Origin of the sequence: Testudinibacter aquarius (assembly GCF_004342725.1) — a bacterium.
GTDB lineage: Bacteria > Pseudomonadota > Gammaproteobacteria > Enterobacterales > Pasteurellaceae > Chelonobacter > Chelonobacter aquarius.
In genome coordinates this window covers 116,820-134,007 of the sequence record NZ_SMCP01000006.1, presented here as the reverse complement: position 1 = coordinate 134,007, position 17,188 = coordinate 116,820, and the positions used below count along the sequence as shown (strand labels likewise).

Annotated in this window: 14 protein-coding genes; all 14 read right to left on the bottom strand. The window is 46.4% G+C overall.

What is annotated here, in order from left to right; translation table 11 throughout:
• Positions 1-5: 5 nt before the first annotated feature.
• A complete protein-coding gene (gene cydD / locus EDC16_RS07955) occupies positions 6-1,772 on the bottom strand; it encodes a heme ABC transporter permease/ATP-binding protein CydD (protein ID WP_132967170.1) in 1,767 nt (588 codons plus the stop codon).
• Positions 1,773-1,831: 59 nt separating this feature from the next.
• On the bottom strand, positions 1,832-2,785 hold the full coding sequence (gene trxB / locus EDC16_RS07950; protein WP_132967168.1) for a thioredoxin-disulfide reductase: 954 nt from the start codon (positions 2,783-2,785) through the stop codon (positions 1,832-1,834).
• Between the two features lie 99 nt (positions 2,786-2,884).
• Positions 2,885-3,742 (bottom strand): co-chaperone YbbN, encoded by an 858-nt coding sequence (locus EDC16_RS07945; protein ID WP_132967166.1) that lies wholly within the window; start codon positions 3,740-3,742, stop codon positions 2,885-2,887.
• A gap of 59 nt (positions 3,743-3,801) precedes the next feature.
• Positions 3,802-4,404, bottom strand: a complete 603-nt coding sequence (recR, locus tag EDC16_RS07940; protein WP_132967164.1) for a recombination mediator RecR — start codon at positions 4,402-4,404, stop codon at positions 3,802-3,804.
• A gap of 73 nt (positions 4,405-4,477) precedes the next feature.
• Positions 4,478-4,807, bottom strand: coding sequence for a YbaB/EbfC family nucleoid-associated protein (locus tag EDC16_RS07935; protein ID WP_132967163.1), 330 nt, complete (start codon positions 4,805-4,807; stop codon positions 4,478-4,480).
• A gap of 105 nt (positions 4,808-4,912) precedes the next feature.
• Positions 4,913-7,108 (bottom strand): DNA polymerase III subunit gamma/tau, encoded by a 2,196-nt coding sequence (dnaX, locus tag EDC16_RS07930; RefSeq protein ID WP_132967161.1) that lies wholly within the window; start codon positions 7,106-7,108, stop codon positions 4,913-4,915.
• Positions 7,109-7,134: 26 nt separating this feature from the next.
• Positions 7,135-7,677 carry an adenine phosphoribosyltransferase gene (gene apt / locus EDC16_RS07925; RefSeq protein ID WP_132967159.1) on the bottom strand — a complete coding sequence of 181 codons (543 nt, stop codon included), beginning with the start codon at positions 7,675-7,677 and terminating at the stop codon, positions 7,135-7,137.
• A gap of 110 nt (positions 7,678-7,787) precedes the next feature.
• Positions 7,788-8,762 (bottom strand): lauroyl-Kdo(2)-lipid IV(A) myristoyltransferase, encoded by a 975-nt coding sequence (gene lpxM, locus EDC16_RS07920; protein WP_132967157.1) that lies wholly within the window; start codon positions 8,760-8,762, stop codon positions 7,788-7,790.
• A 58-nt stretch (positions 8,763-8,820) separates the two neighbouring features.
• On the bottom strand, positions 8,821-9,585 hold the full coding sequence (locus tag EDC16_RS07915; protein ID WP_132967155.1) for a TSUP family transporter: 765 nt from the start codon (positions 9,583-9,585) through the stop codon (positions 8,821-8,823).
• Between the two features lie 29 nt (positions 9,586-9,614).
• Positions 9,615-10,451 carry a penicillin-insensitive murein endopeptidase gene (gene mepA, locus EDC16_RS07910; RefSeq protein ID WP_132967153.1) on the bottom strand — a complete coding sequence of 279 codons (837 nt, stop codon included), beginning with the start codon at positions 10,449-10,451 and terminating at the stop codon, positions 9,615-9,617.
• The gene (gene aroC, locus EDC16_RS07905) at positions 10,441-11,529 is read right to left on the bottom strand and encodes a chorismate synthase (protein ID WP_132967151.1); all 1,089 of its coding nucleotides are present in this window, start codon (positions 11,527-11,529) and stop codon (positions 10,441-10,443) included. Before aroC ends, mepA begins: the two co-directional genes overlap by 11 nt.
• Before the next feature lie 17 nt (positions 11,530-11,546).
• Entirely contained in the window at positions 11,547-14,879 is a 3,333-nt protein-coding gene (gene mscK / locus EDC16_RS07900; RefSeq protein ID WP_132967149.1) for a mechanosensitive channel MscK, read from the bottom strand.
• A gap of 10 nt (positions 14,880-14,889) precedes the next feature.
• A complete protein-coding gene (gene menE, locus EDC16_RS07895) occupies positions 14,890-16,479 on the bottom strand; it encodes an o-succinylbenzoate--CoA ligase (protein WP_132967147.1) in 1,590 nt (529 codons plus the stop codon).
• A 1-nt stretch (position 16,480) separates the two neighbouring features.
• On the bottom strand, positions 16,481-17,149 hold the full coding sequence (seqA, locus tag EDC16_RS07890; RefSeq protein WP_132967145.1) for a replication initiation negative regulator SeqA: 669 nt from the start codon (positions 17,147-17,149) through the stop codon (positions 16,481-16,483).
• Between the last annotated feature and the right edge of the window lie 39 nt (positions 17,150-17,188).

Sequence of the window (17,188 nt, the reverse complement as noted above, 5' to 3'; positions counted from 1 at the left end):
CTCCGTTAATCAATTGCCTGTCGGCGTTCACTTAATAACTCGGCAAAATAGCCGTCTTGCTGGCGTAGTTCAGCAAAAGTTCCCTGTTGCACGATGGCACCTTGCCGCATCACCCAAATTTGATCAGACTGCTGCAAGTCTTCAATACGGTGTGTCACCATAAGTGTCGTTTGCTGACGGCTGGCCTGTTGCAGCGTATTCAAAACCGCACTTTCAGAGGTCGCATCCAAACTCGCGGTTGGTTCATCAAGCAGCAGCAATTTGGCATGGCGTAATAGCGCTCGGGCAATCGCTAAACGCTGCGCCTGTCCGCCGGACAGCCCCAAACCGCCTTCACGAATCAAATAGTCCAAACCTAATTTATCAGTAAACTCTTGCGCATAAGCCGCTTGTAGCGCCTGTTGCAACTGCTGCTCACTGGCTTTGGGATTGCCCAACAATAAATTTTCCCGAATGCTGCCCGGCAACAACAAGGGATTTTGTCCGACCCAGGCAATTTGTTGTCGCCATTGCTGTAGATTCAACTCACATATTTCAATGCCGTTGACTTGCAAACTGCCACGATACGGCAAAAAACCGAGCAATACATTCAGTAACGAACTTTTGCCTGCACCACTCTGCCCGATCAACGCCACGCTTTGTTTAGACGATAGCGTGAAATTCAATGGCTGGCTTAAAGGTTGCCCCTGTGGGCTAAGGATCTCTAGTTGTTGTGCCGTAATGCTAACCGTTTGATCAGCAATAATGTTATCGCTTTGTTCTGTTTGCACCGTCAAAAAATCTTGTGCTAGAAAATCTTCAATCGCATCCGCCGCCGCAACTGCAGCAGCACGATCGTGATAGTAGGTGCCGAGATCACGCAGTGGTTGATAAAATTCCGGTGCTAAAATCAGGCTGAAAAAACCAACAAATAGCGCCAACATCACACCACCACTGCCAAAGCTAATTTGTCCTAAATAGCTGAAACCAAAATAGACTGCCATCATCGCAATGGAAATCGAGGTAAAAAACTCCAAAACCGCAGAAGACAAGAACGCAATTTTCAGGACATCCATGGTGCTGCGACGGAATTCATCGGCAGCGTGATTCATACTCTGTAGCGTCTGTTCAGTGCGCCCAAACAAGCGCAAGGTTTCTAAACCACGCAAGCGATCCAAAAACTGACCACTCAACCGTCCTAGTATAGTAATGTTGCGTTGGCTGGTTTCTGCCGCTTTCAAGCCAACCAATGCCATAAAGATTGGGATCAACGGCGCAGTAAACAATAAGATCAAGGCACTAACCCAATTGATCGGGAAAACGGCAATCAGAATAATCAAGGGGATCAACAGTGATAAAAATTGTTGACTAAGATAGCGAGCATAGAAATTGTGTAAGTTTTCCACTTGTTCCAGCACAATCGTAGCCCAAGTGCCGCTCGGATGAATTTTCATTGCAACCGGCCCTACCGCCGTGAGTTTATCCAGCACTTGCTGTCGAATCACTTGGCGCAGACGTTGTCCGGCATAAAACCCCAAACGTTCACGCAGATAAAGAATAATGGCTCGAACTACAAAAATGCCGAACAAGCCGATAAATGCACTGAGAAATTGTTGGCGTGGTTGTTGTTGAATAATAAAACCGTCCAAGATCATCGCCAGCAACCAAGTTTGCCCGATCAACAAAACCGCACTTAAACAGCCAAGTAGAATATTAAAATACAGCGGAGCTTTAATTATTTTTTGTTGTTGACGCAGCCACTTGGCAACGACTTTCTGCCGAGCCTTATTCATTCACAGTCCTTAAAAAACAAAAGCATAGCAACTGCTATGCTCTATCTTGGTTAAACGAATTAATTTTCCAATGCGTCCAAATAGCGTTCCGCATCCAATGCCGCCATACAGCCGGTGCCGGCAGAAGTGATCGCTTGGCGATAATTGTGATCCATCACATCACCGGCAGCAAAGACACCCGCAACAGAAGTGGCGGTAGCATTGCCTTCCAGTCCGGATTTCACCACGATATAACCGTTGTTCAACGCCAGTTGTCCGTCAAAAAGTGCGGTATTCGGTGAATGGCCGATAGCCACAAATACCCCGTCCAATTTGATGTCTTCAACCTGAGGCGATTCCGTATCCTGCACGCGAATGCCGGTGACGCCCATGTCATCGCCCAACACTTCTTGCAAAGTACGTTTAGTGTGCAGCACGATTTTGCCCTCTTCGACCCGTTTCATCAGCCGATCCAACAAAATTTTCTCGCTGCGAAATTGATCACGGCGATGCACCAAATGCACTTCAGAGGCAACATTCGCCAAATACAGCGCCTCTTCCACCGCCGTATTGCCGCCACCAATCACAGCGACCGGTTTATTGCGATAGAAAAAGCCGTCGCAAGTGGCACAAGCGGAAACACCGCGCCCTTTATAGCTCTCTTCGCTCTCCAAGCCCAAATATTTGGCTGAGGCGCCGGTAGCGATAATCAACGCATCACAGGTGAAACTCTGGGTATCGCCGTTCAATTTAAACGGGCGCACACTTAAATCCACCTGATTGATATGGTCAAACACAATTTCGGTATTAAATTTTTCTGCGTGTTGCAACATGCGCTGCATCAATTCCGGTCCGGTGGTGTCGCCATAATCCCCCGGCCAGTTTTCAATTTCCGTGGTGGTGGTCAACTGTCCACCCTGTTGCAGCCCCGTCACCAACACCGGATTCAAATTTGCCCGTGCGGCATAAACCGCTGCGGTATAGCCTGCCGGTCCGGAACCTAAAATCAATAATTTGCAATGTTTAACTGTCATTCTCTGACTCCATTTTCTCTTTTTGAATGGCATTATTATAGCGAAAAGCCGTCAATTCGCCATTGAATTTGTTGCCATTGGTTGTGTTGGATCCAAACTCTAATACAGCAAGGAGTAAAGTAAGCGACGATATTTATTCGTCACCGGATCGCTGTTGCCGATTGCCGCCAGAATCGAGAGATATTGCTGTTTCAACTCGCCGTTTGCTACATTGAGATCCTGCTTTAAAAAGCCGAACAGTAACGCTAACGCCTCTTCGTTGCGCCCAGCTTGATGGAGTTGCAACGCCAATTTCAAAGCGATTTCTGGGCTTGGATTACGGCTGAAATCCTGTTGCAGTTGCTGAATTTCCGGTGTATCTGCTGCTTGAATCAATAATTCGATTTGCGCCTGTAACCCTTGCCAACGGCTGTCTCGATCTTGAATCGGAATCTGGTTTAAAATCTCTTGTGCGGCTTCGGTATTTTTGATTGCGATATAGGTTTCGGCATACAACAGTGCGATTTCACTGTTTTTACGATCGGATAAGCTCCATGCCTCTTTCAGCAAAGGCAGCGCATGGTCGTAATCTTCTGCTTGCAGGTAGTCCAGCGCCTGATTAAATTTTATCTCTTCTTCTCGCGGCAAAATCAGCGCCAAGCGGGTTTTCAGCTCTTCCTCCGGCAACACGCCGGGAAAAGCGTCTATCGGTGCGCCGTCTTTAAACAGATAGGTGGTCGGTACCGCTTGAATTTGGAATTGACGCACAATGGTCTGCTGTTGCTCACAATTGACTTTCACCAATACAAATGCGCCATTATGCTGCTCCGCCAACCGTGCTAAAAGTGCGGTAAAGTTTTCTGAGGCGGCATCGCCCGGCATATAAAAGCTGAATACCAACGGAGACTGCTGGCTGAGTTGAAGCACTTCGTTAAAGTTTTGTTCAGTAATATCAATCAGGTAATCTTTATTATTCATCTTATCGAGCCTCTCATATAAATTTTGCTTTATTTTTGTGTTTGTTGCTCATCTGCAAGTTATTTGACTGAACGTCGCCCCAAAAATGAGTGTGACAAGGTAGTACCGTCCACATTCTCCAATTCTCCGCCCACCGGAATGCCATGGGCAATACGAGTGACATGAATGTCATATTGTCGGCAAAGTTCGGCGATATAATTTGCCGTTGCATCACCTTCTACCGTGGGATTGGTTGCCAAAATCACTTCTTCAAAGGCTTCTTGTTGCAAGCGCTGCTGTAACAAGTCTAATCCGATATCACGCGGGCCGATGCCGTCTAGCGGTGAAAGATGTCCCATCAGCACAAAATAGCGACCGGAATATTGCCCCGTCAGCTCCAGTGCTTGAATATCAGACGGCATTTCAACCACACACAACTGGCGGTTCTGCTGACGACGAGGATTTTTACAAATTGCACAGCACTCTTCTTCAGTAAAGGTGCGGCACTGACTACAATGCCCAATCTTGCTCATGGCTTCCTGCAAGGCTTGCGCCAAATTAATACCGCCACTGCGATTACGTTGCAATAGATGGTAAGCCATACGTTGTGCCGATTTAGGGCCGACGCCGGGGAGGCAACGCAGCGCCTCCATTAGGTGTTCCAATAGTGGACTAATTTGCATTTTAAGCTTATTCGCTGATTTTTAATAAACAAACCGCACTTTAAAGTGCGGTTCTAAGATAAATATTTTTTATTTAAAACGGCATCTTGAAGCCCGGCGGCAACTGCATACCGGAAGTCACTGACGACATTTTTTCTTTTTGCAACTCTTCGGCACGGCGCACTGCATCGTTAAATGCTGCTGCGACCAGATCTTCCAGCATCTCTTTGTCATCTTCCATCAATGATGGATCAATTTCGATACGACGACAATTGTGTGCCCCGTTGACGGTGACTTTCACCAAACCGGCTCCGGATTCACCGGTAACTTCCAGTTTCGCCACTTCTTCCTGCATTTTTTGCATACGCTCTTGCATCTGCTGCGCCTGCTTCATCAAGTTGCCTAAGCCGCCTTTTCCAAACATAATTTACTCTCTTTTTTTGCTAACAATAGTTTAAAATCAAGGGTTCATTCTAGCTTAAATTGCTGCGACTGCAAATAGCCGTCCTGATCTTTCATCGGCAAAACACTACCCTACTGCGCGGATACTGTCCAAATCCAATAGCGCATCAAACTCTTGCTGTAACAGCGCTAATTGTGGATCTTGCTGCAATGCTTGTTTTGCTTGTTCACCCAGTTCCAAATAGACCTGACGGCGCTGTTCCAGTGGCGTCATACGAGTTTGGTCGGCTTCCAAACGAACCTCTAACCGCACTTTACGCTGATAAAACTCATTCAATTGCTGTTCTAATATATTGATATAACGTTCATTATTTAAATTAGACTGTTCCGGTCGCAAACCGAGAACCACCATCTGTTCCTCTTCTTGTAGCAGTAATGAATTCAGTCCTAACTGCTTTACCATGCCACTGACATTCAATTTTTCGATCAGGGCTGACCAATGATCACGCTCGGCACTGATTCTCAGAACTTTTGCCACCAATTCAGGCGTTCGCTCCTGCAAAATAGCCTGTTTGATATCTGACGGTCGTAAGCGGTTGCCAAGCTCTTCCTGTTCCAGCGCAGGATTCAGCCACTGCCAGTGGTAATCTTCGCCAATAATTTCAGTTTCAGCTTCATTTTTTGACTCATCGTCTTCAATCGCTTCCGATTGCATGAGTGGCAGCTGTGATTCAGGCTTAGCGGAATCAGCACTACTCTCGCTGATCTGGCTCAAGCGTTCCATAATTTTGAGTGATTTTGCCGGTGCTGCTGTAATTAAACGCTGTCTCGCACGGGATTCCAGCGCAGATTCTTGCGTAGCAGCCTCACCAGTCGTTAATTCAGGATTTTTTTTTTGCGTATTTTGACGCAATTGATCACGCGCCCGCAGCGCTTTTAAGGCGGAAGATTGTGGCGCAGCGTTTTCTGCCGCCGCAGATTCCGCTTCAAGTATTTCCGGTTGAGCTTGATTTTCAATTTCAGGCTGAACGGTTAGTTGTGGTGTCGACTGTGTCTGAAGCTCGGTTTCAACCGCACTTGTCACATCGGAAACAGAAGGCGATTGCTGCTGTTGCGACACTTCTTCATGCTTAATAAAATTTTGACGAATTTTCTCGACATGTTGGCGAGTATTTTCTGCCTGCTCCCTATGATTACCTTGCTCCGTAGCAGTCTGAACGCCGGTTTTTTCCCATTGCAACAATTTAGGGTGAAACGCTAAAGCACGCAACAGCGTCATCTCCACTCCGCTACGTTGATCCGGTGCATACGGCAGCTCTTTGCGCCCGCTCAACATCAATTGATAGTAATATTGCACATCTTCCGGTGGCAAATGGCTTGCCAAAAAATCAATCCGATTTTCTTGTTCAGACGGGTCACTTGTCGGTTGCAATAGTTGGCGCATTGCAATTTGGTGCAAATAAGCCGCAATCTCCTGTAGCAGTTGATCCCACTCTACCCCTTTCTCCGCCACTTGCCGCAGCGCTTGCATAATCGCTTCACCGTCCGCCAGTTGCAGCGCCTGAATAATATCCAGTGCCTGCTCACCGTCCAATGTACCTAACATTTGATGAACGATCTCGCTACTGATATTACTATTGCCCATAGCAATCGCTTGATCAGTCAAACTCAAGGCATCGCGAATACTCCCCCGTGCCGCCTTAGCAATCTGATCTAAGGCGCTACGTTGGTAGGCGATTTTTTCCTGTTGCAGAATATGTTCTAGGTGATCAGCAATCTGCTGCGGTTCAAGCGCTTTTAAATGAAATTGGATACAGCGGGACAAAATCGTCACCGGCAATTTATGCGGATCGGTGGTTGCCAGCAAGAACTTGACGTATTCCGGCGGCTCCTCCAAGGTTTTCAACAACGCATTAAAACTGTGCCGTGACAGCATATGCACTTCATCGATGAGATAAATTTTGTAGCGTCCCTGCACTGGTTTATATTGCACATTATCCAGCAGTTCACGGGTATCTTCTACTTTGGTGCGCGATGCCGCATCAATTTCCAGCAGATCGATAAAGCGCCCTTCTTCAATGGCACGGCAATTTTCGCATTCACCACAAGGCTCGGCACTGACACCCAATTCACAGTTCAGCCCTTTGGCAAACAGCCGGGCAATCGAGGTTTTGCCCACACCACGGGTGCCGGAAAACAAATACGCATGGTGCAACCGATTGTTATCCAACCCATTAGCAAGTGCGGTCAGAACATGCTGTTGTCCCACCACTTGAGAAAATCGCTGCGGTCGCCATTTTCTGGCAAGAACCTGATAGCTCATTGATGCCTGCTTAACAATAAAATCGATTAATGCCCGTCAAAACTGACCAGATTATAGCTGGTAATCCCCACTTTTTGCAGCCGTTCCGCGCCGCCCAATTCCGGCAGTTTAATGATAAAAGCGGCATGCTCCACTTTTCCGCCCAGTCGGCGGATCAATTTCACTGTGGCTTCAACTGTTCCACCGGTCGCTAATAAATCATCAATAATCAAGACATTGTCTTCGGTAGAAATCGCATCGATATGAATTTCCAGTGTATCTTCACCATATTCTAATTGATAATTTTGAGCGATGGTTTCACGCGGTAATTTACGTGGCTTGCGAACCAAAACAAAAGGCAGTCCCAATGCCAGTGCCACCGGTGCACCGAAAATAAAACCACGCGACTCAGTCCCCACCACTTTGGTAATTCCTTTGTCTTTATAGTGCGCGGTAATTAAATCTACCGTTGCCTGAAAAGCTTGCGGTACTTCCAGCAAGCTGGTGATATCACGAAAAATAATCCCTTTTTTCGGATAGTCCGGAATGGATTTAATCGACGATTTGACTAACTCTAGTATTTGGCTCATATTTAAAACCTAAATGAATAAAATCCTGAATGAATAAAAAATAGTACCGTCAATACCATAGCAGATATTACGGCAACCTGATCAACTGCTAAGCATAACAAAACTCACTGCTACTGCAAATGCTTTGTTAGTGCATTTTTATAAATATCCTGTCCGTCTCTGCGGGTTTTCAACAGGCGCAAAATCCAAACATACTGTTCCGGCGTGGCACGCACATAGGATTCAATCTCTTGGTTCATCAATGTTGCCATTTCGTGGTCGTCATCACTCAATCTCATCGGCGGATGAATATCGAGCTGATACTTACCCAATTTGGCGTCATAACGGGGAAACATGGGGATTACCACTGCTTTTGCCACTTTTGCCATTTTGTTCAAACCGGGCAAGGTCGCTTTATAAGTGGCAAAAAAGTCAGCATATACACTCAGCGCTTCGCCATAGTCCTCATCGGGAAGATAATAACCCAATTCGCCGCGTCGAACTGCATTTAAAAACGGTTTAATCCCGTTTTGACGGGCGTGCATTTTACCGCCAAAACGTTCGCGAGTGCGGTTCCACAACCAGTCCACCAACGGATTACGATGCGGATTATACATGGCGGTCATCGGCATACCCTGTGTATGTAAGATAATGCCGGAAGCGTCAATTGCCCAAGTATGCGGCACCAGCAAGATCACATTTTGACCTTCGGCTCTTGCCTGACGAACATAGTCCAAACCTAAAAATTCCACTCGTTGGCTTAAATGTGTTTTTGAACGCAGTGCAACTTCGCCAATCGCTAACATTGTTTGGGTCACACAGACAAACATATCGTCGATCACCTGCTCTTTTTGCTGCTCACTCCAATCCGGAAAGCAGTAGCTCAAATTCACTCTGGCACGATGGCGCTGTTTTTTCGCTTTTTTGCCGATAATTTTGGCTAATTGAGCCGCAAAAGCATCACGCCAGCGATACGGCACATACGCCAGCAGCAGTAATCCGGCTATCCCCAGCCAAATTCCCCAATATTTCGGCAGTAGATAACGCCAAGAAAAGTGCGGATCATAACCCACTCTGCCCGTTATACGGGTATTTTGCTCACTCATCTTTCACAACAATCCTATTTACAACAAATGTATCCACAAAAATCTATTCACACTAGCGCTATTCAAACCACCCATAATCAAACGCTAATTTACTCGCCATCACAAACGCTACCACCACAACCATCGGACGGATCAGCTTTTGCCCTTTGGTCAACACCATTTTAGCGCCCAATCTTGCCCCGATAAACTGCCCAATCAACATCACGATCCCCACGCTCCACATAAGCTGTCCGCCAATCATAAAAAAAAGCAAAGACGCAATATTTGAAGTAAAATTCAGCACTTTTGCATGTGCTGTCGCTTTTGCCAAGTTAAAACCGAGCAACATCACGAATGCCAATCCTAAAAACGAGCCGGTTCCCGGTCCGAAAAAACCATCATAAAACCCAATTCCTAGCCCTGCGGTTAAGGCAAATCCCATATAAGAAATTCGAGTCTTTTTATCACTTTCGCCCAGTTTAGGCGTTAATAAAAAATAGATGCCAATAGCAAAAATCAAAAATGGCAGGATTTTTTTCAAAAAATCAATGTTGATCTGCTGCACCAATAGCGTCCCCAGCACTGCACCGAGAAACGTGAACACAATCAGCCAAATAATCTGCTTTAAATTCACGGCTTTTTGCCGGATAAAATACCAGCTGGCAGAAAATGAACCACCGCACGACTGCAATTTGTTGGTGCCGAGTGCCATCGCTGGCGGCATACCGATCGCTAACAGCGCAGGAATGGTGATCAAGCCGCCACCACCGGCAATGGCATCAATAAAACCGGCGAATAACGCTACCGCAAACAGTACTAAGTAAATTTCAAACGTCAGTTCCACGCCAATATCACCTTATTAATCGTCTGTATTTAGCTTTTACCCTGTTGTGACAAAATCATTTGGCACAATTGTGGCAATGGTGGTGGTGTTTTAGGCGTTGACTGTGTCCCCGGCTTTGGCGGCTCAAACCATGACATCAATTCAGCTCCACACCCTTCACCACTGGGAACCGGTGCTTGTGCTTCACAATGTGTAGCCCCTTGCGGGCAAGTTAAACGCACATGTAAATGCGCATCATGCCCAAACCAAGGACGAATTTTCGCCAGCCAAGTGCGGTCCCCCGTTACCGTTTGGCACAATTTTAATTTGATTGCCGGATTCAAAAAAATCCGATCAACCTTGGGATCTTGTGCCGCCAAACGGATTAGGGTGGTTTGATCCGGCGTCCAAACCCGCTCATCAACCCGCTGAGCCTGACGATTGACCATCAGCGTAGCGGTCGGGGTCAGTGCCTGCTTGTCGGTTAACGGCCCAAAACGCAACCAAATATCCGCATCTAACCCGGTTTGATGGCTAGCATGACCACTGGAAAATCGCCCGCCGGCTGCCATTCCCATATCGCCGATCAAGACATTCTGCAATCCTGCTTGCTTGGCTTTTTTGCCTAAGCGTTGCAAATACGCCAGCAACTCCGGGTGTCCGTAATAACGGTTTTTTTGTGAACGAATCACTTGGTAGCCTTCGCCGCGTAATGGCAAAGCTTCGGCACCAATAATACAGCCGTTGCTGTAACCGCCGATTGGATTGGCGTTGCCTTGTATCGGGCTGTTTATCTGCTCCCAAGGGGAAGCCACAGCGCTGGTACCGAACAAAGGAACGCTGATTAACGATAAAAATACGGTTTTGATAAAAGTATTATTGCGCATTAACCGCTCCGTTTTGTGCACGATGGCGCAACAAATGATCTAACAATACAATTGCTACCATTGCTTCGGCAATCGGTACGGCACGAATGCCGACACAGGGATCATGCCGACCACGGGTGACCACTTCCACCGCTTGATTATCTAAATTGACGGTTTTTCCCGGAATCGTAATACTGGAGGTCGGTTTTAACGCAATCTGTGCCACAATCGGCTGTCCGTTGCTGATGCCGCCTAAAATGCCGCCCGCATGGTTGGAACTGAATCCCTGTGGTGTCATCTCATCACGGTGTTCACTGCCTTTTTGTTCTACCACAGCAAATCCGTCACCGATTTCAACGCCTTTTACGGCATTAATTCCCATCAGAGCATGCGCTAAATCGGCATCTAAACGATCAAATACCGGTTCGCCCAAACCGACAGGTACATTTTCAGCCACCACAGTCAGCTTAGCACCTACCGAGTTGCCCTCTTTTTTCAGTTCGCGGATCAACTCATCAAACTGCTCGACCGCACTTGGATCCGGGCAGAAAAACGGGTTGCTGTTGACCTGTTGCCAATCGATCTGTTGCAAGGCTTGTGGGGCAATTTTTACCGAGCCGATTTGGCTCAGGAAACCACGCACTTCAACCCCGAATTGTTCCCGCAAATATTTTTTTGCCACAGCTCCGGCTGCGACCCGCATCGCGGTTTCTCGGGCAGAAGAGCGCCCGCCGCCACGATAGTCGCGCAGTCCGTATTTTTGCTGATAAGTGTAATCCGCATGTCCCGGACGAAACCGATCTTTAATTTCGCTGTAATCCTGCGAACGCTGATCACCATTTTCGATCAACATTCCGATGCTGGTGCCGGTGGTTTTGCCTTCAAACACGCCGGACAAAATAGTCACTCGATCATCTTCACGACGTGGCGTCGTGTAGCGTGAAGTGCCTGGCTTACGGCGATCCAAATCCGGCTGAATATCAGCCTCGCATAGCGTCATGCCCGGCGGCATGCCGTCAATAATACAACCCAATGCGATGCCATGTGATTCACCGAAGGTGGTCACTCTGAAAACTTGTCCGATGCTGTTGCCTGCCATGTCTGTTCCTTTCCGTCCTATTTCTCAATTTGCAACTGTTGACCGTTGCCGTTTTTAATATACACATCTAATTGGTTAAAGGCGATATCAATATTATTCTCTTTAAATAGCTGATCGATTCGGCGATTTAAAAAATCAACAGTTTTATTACGCTCATTGGTTTGATTCACATATACACGCAGTTCATGATCAAGCGTGCTGGCACCAAAGGTTAAGAAATACACCAGCGGTGCCGGATCTTCCAACACAAAAGGGGCTTCACTGGCGGCTTTATACAGCAAATCGCGGGTGAGTTCCAAATCTGAACCATAAGCCACGCCGACCTTCAACACAACTCTTGTCGTCGTATTGGTTAACGACCAGTTGGTCAAGCGTTCGGTTACAAAAGCCTTATTCGGCACAATCACTTCTTTGCCGTCAAAATCAACTATCGTAGTCGCACGGATACGAATTTTTGACACCGTGCCGCTGAACTCGCCAATTGTCACCAAATCACCAATACGCACCGGACGTTCAAACAAAATAATAATCCCCGACACAAAATTCGCAAAAATTTCCTGCAAGCCGAAACCTAAACCAACCGATAATGCAGCAAACAGCCACTGCAATTTGCTCCACGACATACCCAAACTGGAAAATGCCACGCCGGCACCTAAGGCAACAAAGGCATAGCTTAAAATGGTAGTGATCGCATACGGTGAGCCTTGTGATAACCGCACTCTGGAAAAGACAAGAATCTCGAGTATTCCGCTTAAATTGCGTACCACTAAATAGGTTCCCCACAAAATCACCATCGAGCTCAAGAAATTGAGCAGCGTGACTGATTCGACAATACTAGCACCATTTTCAGCGGTGGAAGTTTGCTGCCAAAGACTGACGTTATCCAAATAGTACGCCACACTGAGCAGATCAGACCACACCCAATAAAACAGACCAAGCAGCAAGATCCACAATAAAATATCGGTCAGTTTAGTCACTTGTTGATTGACGGTAGAAAGGGCAATTTTCTCGTCTTGTGCATCGATAATTTTCTCTTCTCCGCGAAATTCAGTCTGCTCCGTACTCTCTTTTTCACGCAACTCTTTCAAACGGCGATATGCCAACTGGCGTGAGGACACCCGAATAGCACGGTGAGTGAGTTCACGGATGTTGATCCATAAAATCAGCACAACGTAAGTGTAAATGATATGTTTAATCAAGGTCAGCGCTGTATAGTAATATCCCAAACCAATCAGCAGAATTAAGCTGATTGGAATCAACAACAGCAACAGACGAAAAAACTTGAACAGCCGCTGATAGTTTGTATGCTCTTGCGGATGGTGCTCATCGCCGAGTAATTCTTGATCCATGCGTTTAATCGCATTACTGAAAGAAGGTGCAAGTTGAAACAAGAAAAACAAAAGTGCGGTGATAATCAAAGCTTCGCCCAAATAATCATTGGCAATCCCGGTTTCCTCCAGCGAGGTAAACGTCGACGCATTCAACAAAACCACTAAAATCGGAATTGAGCGTTTTAAGCTGCTACGGAACATTCCGTTAGCTGTGGCGGAAAAGTTAAAATGTTTATAGGCAATCCCGTTCGGGCGTAGCAATGATAAAAGAAAGGCAATAAAAAACCAAAATGCTGCCATTTTGAGTGCCCAAGGCAGCAGTGCTAACGGCGATTGAAAACAAAAATAGATCACCAAAATTAAGACGGATAGAAACAATAATGTACTCGGCAGTGCTAATAAAAGCGTATAAAACAGCACAAGGATAGTGCGTGATTGGTTATCGCCACGCAGTGTATTGATATTGCTGTTATGCCAACTGATTTTACGTTTAATCCAATTTTTAGCTAGTGTAATTGCACCTGCCAACAATAATAAAAAACCAACCAATGAACCTATCGGCAATAGATAATCGCGCCAATTACTGAAATTCAGCAGTTTAACAATTTGATCTAATTGAATTTTAGCCATTTTTGGAAAATTGATAAACCAATCAAAGTCAATTGGGCTGTTGCTGCGCACCCAAAAGCTTTGCTGCTCCAACTTGGATTGCAGCTCTTTACTAATACTGCTCACTTGTTGTTGGTTCAATTCAATATTAATGGCGTGATTCAGCTCTTCGTTTAAACGAGTAATCAAATCGGTCAACAATTTACGCCGATCTTGCAAGATGGTGGTCAACTGTGCTTTTTCTTCCTCATTAAACACTGTTTTCTTGCTCTGTTCCAGCCCTGCGATATAAACCGCCGGGCTATACAATGCATCGCGTCGTTCGTTAGTATCAAAAATCCGCACCCGCAAATCGGTAATCCGCTTTGACAATCCACCAATCAAACTATCGGTCGGTAGTGCTTGCCGCTGCTTGTTGATAATCCGCGATAGAATCAACGTGCCCTGTAGCGCACTAATCTGTTCTTCGATATTGCGCTGAGTCTGCAACAAATTATCCAACATATTGCGAATCCGCAAGCCGTCTTGCACCAGTTGGTTATCCATATTGGTTTGTTCAACCAAATCTTGGCTAATTTTGGTATTAAGTTGCAATTCCTGACGAATAAATTCGTTTTTGTTATTGTTATCGGTGCTCTGTTCCGCCTGCTGCTCTGCCTGTTGTTGTGACTGTTGCAACCTTAAGGCACTTATTTTCTCTTGCAGCGCCACTTGAATCGCTTGTTGTTGTTGCTGCTCCAAGTTTTTTTCGGCTACTTCTGATTCGTACAATGAGGTCAAATGTGAATTACCACTTAAACTCAATTGATTATATTCATTTTTTAAATCGATTAATTTCAACTCGGCGTGATATTTGTCCGCTAATGACCGACTGACTTGAGCGCTGAATAACAGTTTGTTCAGCTGCTGACTGCGTGCCAAATTTTCCGCAAGTGCAGCCTGCACCCGTTCCGGCGTCGCACGTTGTGCAACTAACAACACATTTAAATTGCTCAAATCGGTTTGTAACTGCTGTAATTTAGCCTGGCTCTCATTTTGCAATTCCAGCAGCTGTGTCAAACTCATTGAATCCCATTTTTTTGCAAGCGTTTCAATACTTTCTGCCGCATTCAAACGGTTTAAATTTTCTTGTGTTTTTTGCAACAGCGCATCAGACTCATCGATGGTCTTTTGCAAGCTGTCGATATTGCTCTGCTGCTGCTCGATTTGTGCCAGCAAAGTTAACGTGTCACGCAAATTATTCAGCAACAATCCATTGTCTGGCGTTTTATTTTCATCGCTCTCTGCCGCGCTGATGCTGGCATTCAGCGCCTCTTTATTCGGTAATTGATATTCCGATGCCGACCATGCCGCCGAGCTGATAAACAACAGCCCCACTATATACCCTAAAATCCAGAAACGGCTTCTCATACGATCCCTTTTATTGATTCTCTTTTGGTTGATATTGCAACTGCTGCAACACTTGTAGTAACGATCCGCGCGCCACTTTCATCTGTTGTGAGCCAGTCTCCGACGGCAATGGATAATAGGCAATCGGTTGTTTAAAACGTTCCAATTTATCCTGTAGCCATAACCGCACTTCGCCTACCAATTGTACTGAAAACGGCTGTTTAAATTTCACCATTGCTACCGGACGGTAGCCAAATTCGGCATCAGCCCACGGTAGCACAACCGCTTGTTCAATCTCAGAATATTGCTGTAGTATTTGTTCTATCTCCTCCGGCTGAATATTCTCGCCACCGGAAATAAACTGATGATCCAACCGCCCCAGCACGGTCAAATTGCCGTTATGCCACAGTCCGCGATCTTTAGTCTGATACCAGCCTTCGGCATTCAATAACGGTTCGACTGTTCCATCTCGCCAATAGCCTTGCGCCAAGCCCGCACCACGCAGCCAGATCTCCTGTTCACGAATACACAGTTCTCGACCTCGCAGTAACCGCATTTGTGGCTGCTCGAGGTCATTTTGGCAAACAAAAACCGTAGATGCCATTTCGGTCATGCCATAACCACTAAATGTGTTCAACCCCTCAGCCTGCGCTTGAGCGCATAGCATGGGATCAATCGGCGCGCCTCCCAACAGCACGGCTTCAGTTGCAGCCAGTCGATGGTCAACCGCACTTTTTTGTATTTTACTCGCCTGTTCTAAATAAGCCAAATAGCGCTGTAACTGAGTTGGAACTAAAGAAACATGGGTTGCTCTGCCGATGGAGCGGTAAAAATCAATGCCGCTGAAATGCAGTTCCGCTGCGGCATTCAGCCAGCGCCAAACAATGCCTTGCCCCGAAACATGGTATAACGGCAACGACAACAGCCAAGACTTACTGCTGTCAAAAGCCAAAAATTCATTAACACCCAACGCATTTTGCCAGTGAGCGACAATATCATGTACCACCGCTTTCGGATCACCGCTGGAACCAGAGGTTAAGGTCATGGTTAACGCTTGTTGCCACAAGCGTGGTGTAACACGTTGATAATTTTTATCATATTCAGCGCTAACAAGCTCGCTGACCGCACTTGCTAAACCTTCATTCGATAGATAGCGGCTTTGCGTCTTATCCGCCAGCGCTTCAAGCTCCGGCAACGGCGTTGTCGAACAATAAAAATCCAATTGATTTTGTGACAAAATCCGTGCAATTTTTTCAGCAGGAAACTGCGGATTGATCACCATCACCCGTACACCCAACGACAACCCAGCCAGATATAACAACAGTTGTGGCAGACTGTTTTTTCCTATCAACGCCAGCCCTTGCTGACAACTGACGCCTTGTGCTGCCAATTCATCGGCTAAGCAGTCAATCAAAGCAAAAACCTGCTGCCAACTCAATTCAAGTGCGGTTGTGTCTGTTGCTGTCTTTGGCAATAGAGACAATAAAAGCAAGTCGGAATCCAGTTCCTGGCTTGCTTTATTAGCGCTTGCTTCGCCGAAGCTTAGGTTGTCAAGCGGGTAATAGATAGCACCCTGCTGCTGCTGGGCTAATTCAGCCAAGCTACGAATAACATCACTCATACTAAACCGAAAAATAGCTTCTCACTTCTTCAACCAGCTCCGTCGGCAAATGCATGGAGGTCATCGCCCCTTCCAACATCGACATCTTGCGCTGACTATTGGTGTTGGTAATCACCCAATACGGTGTCTCCGGGATCTGTCTTGGTTTGGTATGATTTCCTGCTTGTAACAATGTCGCTTCATCGCGCGCAAAATAGATTCGGGTACGCCCTTGTTGCGATTCAGTCGCTTGAGCAAAACTTTCCGGATTGGCACGGTAAAGTGCGGTCAAGATCATTAAAAACCGCACCACTCCTTTGCTTTCGCTCTGAAACTCCTCCGATTGCAACACGCCGTTTAAACGGTTGACCACGCGTTGAATCGCCTCGTCCGACTGTTTTCTCGGGATAACGGGTTCAACAACATCGACTGTCGGCTGCACCGCACTTTTGACTGGGTCGCCGGCATTGATCTGGACAGCATTAGTCTGAACGGCTTGATCCACCGTCTTCGCACTTTCTTGACTGCTCAGCGCCATGCCGTCTGTCGCCACAATTTGTTCTTTATTACCACTTTGAGACGAGGACAACTTTAAAAGACGACGCAAAATATCGGAAGCACTTTCGCCAATTGAGCGGGTATTGGCCGCAATATATTGATAAAGCTCTTCATCTACTTCAATAATTTTCATCGTTATCTCCTTGCGTTTTCTCTTTTGTTTTAGGGGCTG

What these genes read in the sequence shown, in the direction of transcription:
- dnaX (WP_132967161.1), bottom strand. Translation starts at nt 7,108, where the DNA reads ATGAGCTATCAGGTTCTTGCCAGAAAATGGCGACCGCAGCGATTTTCT.
- seqA (WP_132967145.1), bottom strand. Translation starts at nt 17,149, where the DNA reads ATGAAAATTATTGAAGTAGATGAAGAGCTTTATCAATATATTGCGGCC.
- EDC16_RS07945 (WP_132967166.1), bottom strand. Translation starts at nt 3,742, where the DNA reads ATGAATAATAAAGATTACCTGATTGATATTACTGAACAAAACTTTAAC.
- aroC (WP_132967151.1), bottom strand. Translation starts at nt 11,529, where the DNA reads ATGGCAGGCAACAGCATCGGACAAGTTTTCAGAGTGACCACCTTCGGT.
- cydD (WP_132967170.1), bottom strand. Translation starts at nt 1,772, where the DNA reads ATGAATAAGGCTCGGCAGAAAGTCGTTGCCAAGTGGCTGCGTCAACAA.
- EDC16_RS07935 (WP_132967163.1), bottom strand. Translation starts at nt 4,807, where the DNA reads ATGTTTGGAAAAGGCGGCTTAGGCAACTTGATGAAGCAGGCGCAGCAG.
- mscK (WP_132967149.1), bottom strand. Translation starts at nt 14,879, where the DNA reads ATGAGAAGCCGTTTCTGGATTTTAGGGTATATAGTGGGGCTGTTGTTT.
- apt (WP_132967159.1), bottom strand. Translation starts at nt 7,677, where the DNA reads ATGAGCCAAATACTAGAGTTAGTCAAATCGTCGATTAAATCCATTCCG.
- mepA (WP_132967153.1), bottom strand. Translation starts at nt 10,451, where the DNA reads ATGCGCAATAATACTTTTATCAAAACCGTATTTTTATCGTTAATCAGC.
- menE (WP_132967147.1), bottom strand. Translation starts at nt 16,479, where the DNA reads ATGAGTGATGTTATTCGTAGCTTGGCTGAATTAGCCCAGCAGCAGCAG.
- trxB (WP_132967168.1), bottom strand. Translation starts at nt 2,785, where the DNA reads ATGACAGTTAAACATTGCAAATTATTGATTTTAGGTTCCGGACCGGCA.
- lpxM (WP_132967157.1), bottom strand. Translation starts at nt 8,762, where the DNA reads ATGAGTGAGCAAAATACCCGTATAACGGGCAGAGTGGGTTATGATCCG.
- recR (WP_132967164.1), bottom strand. Translation starts at nt 4,404, where the DNA reads ATGCAAATTAGTCCACTATTGGAACACCTAATGGAGGCGCTGCGTTGC.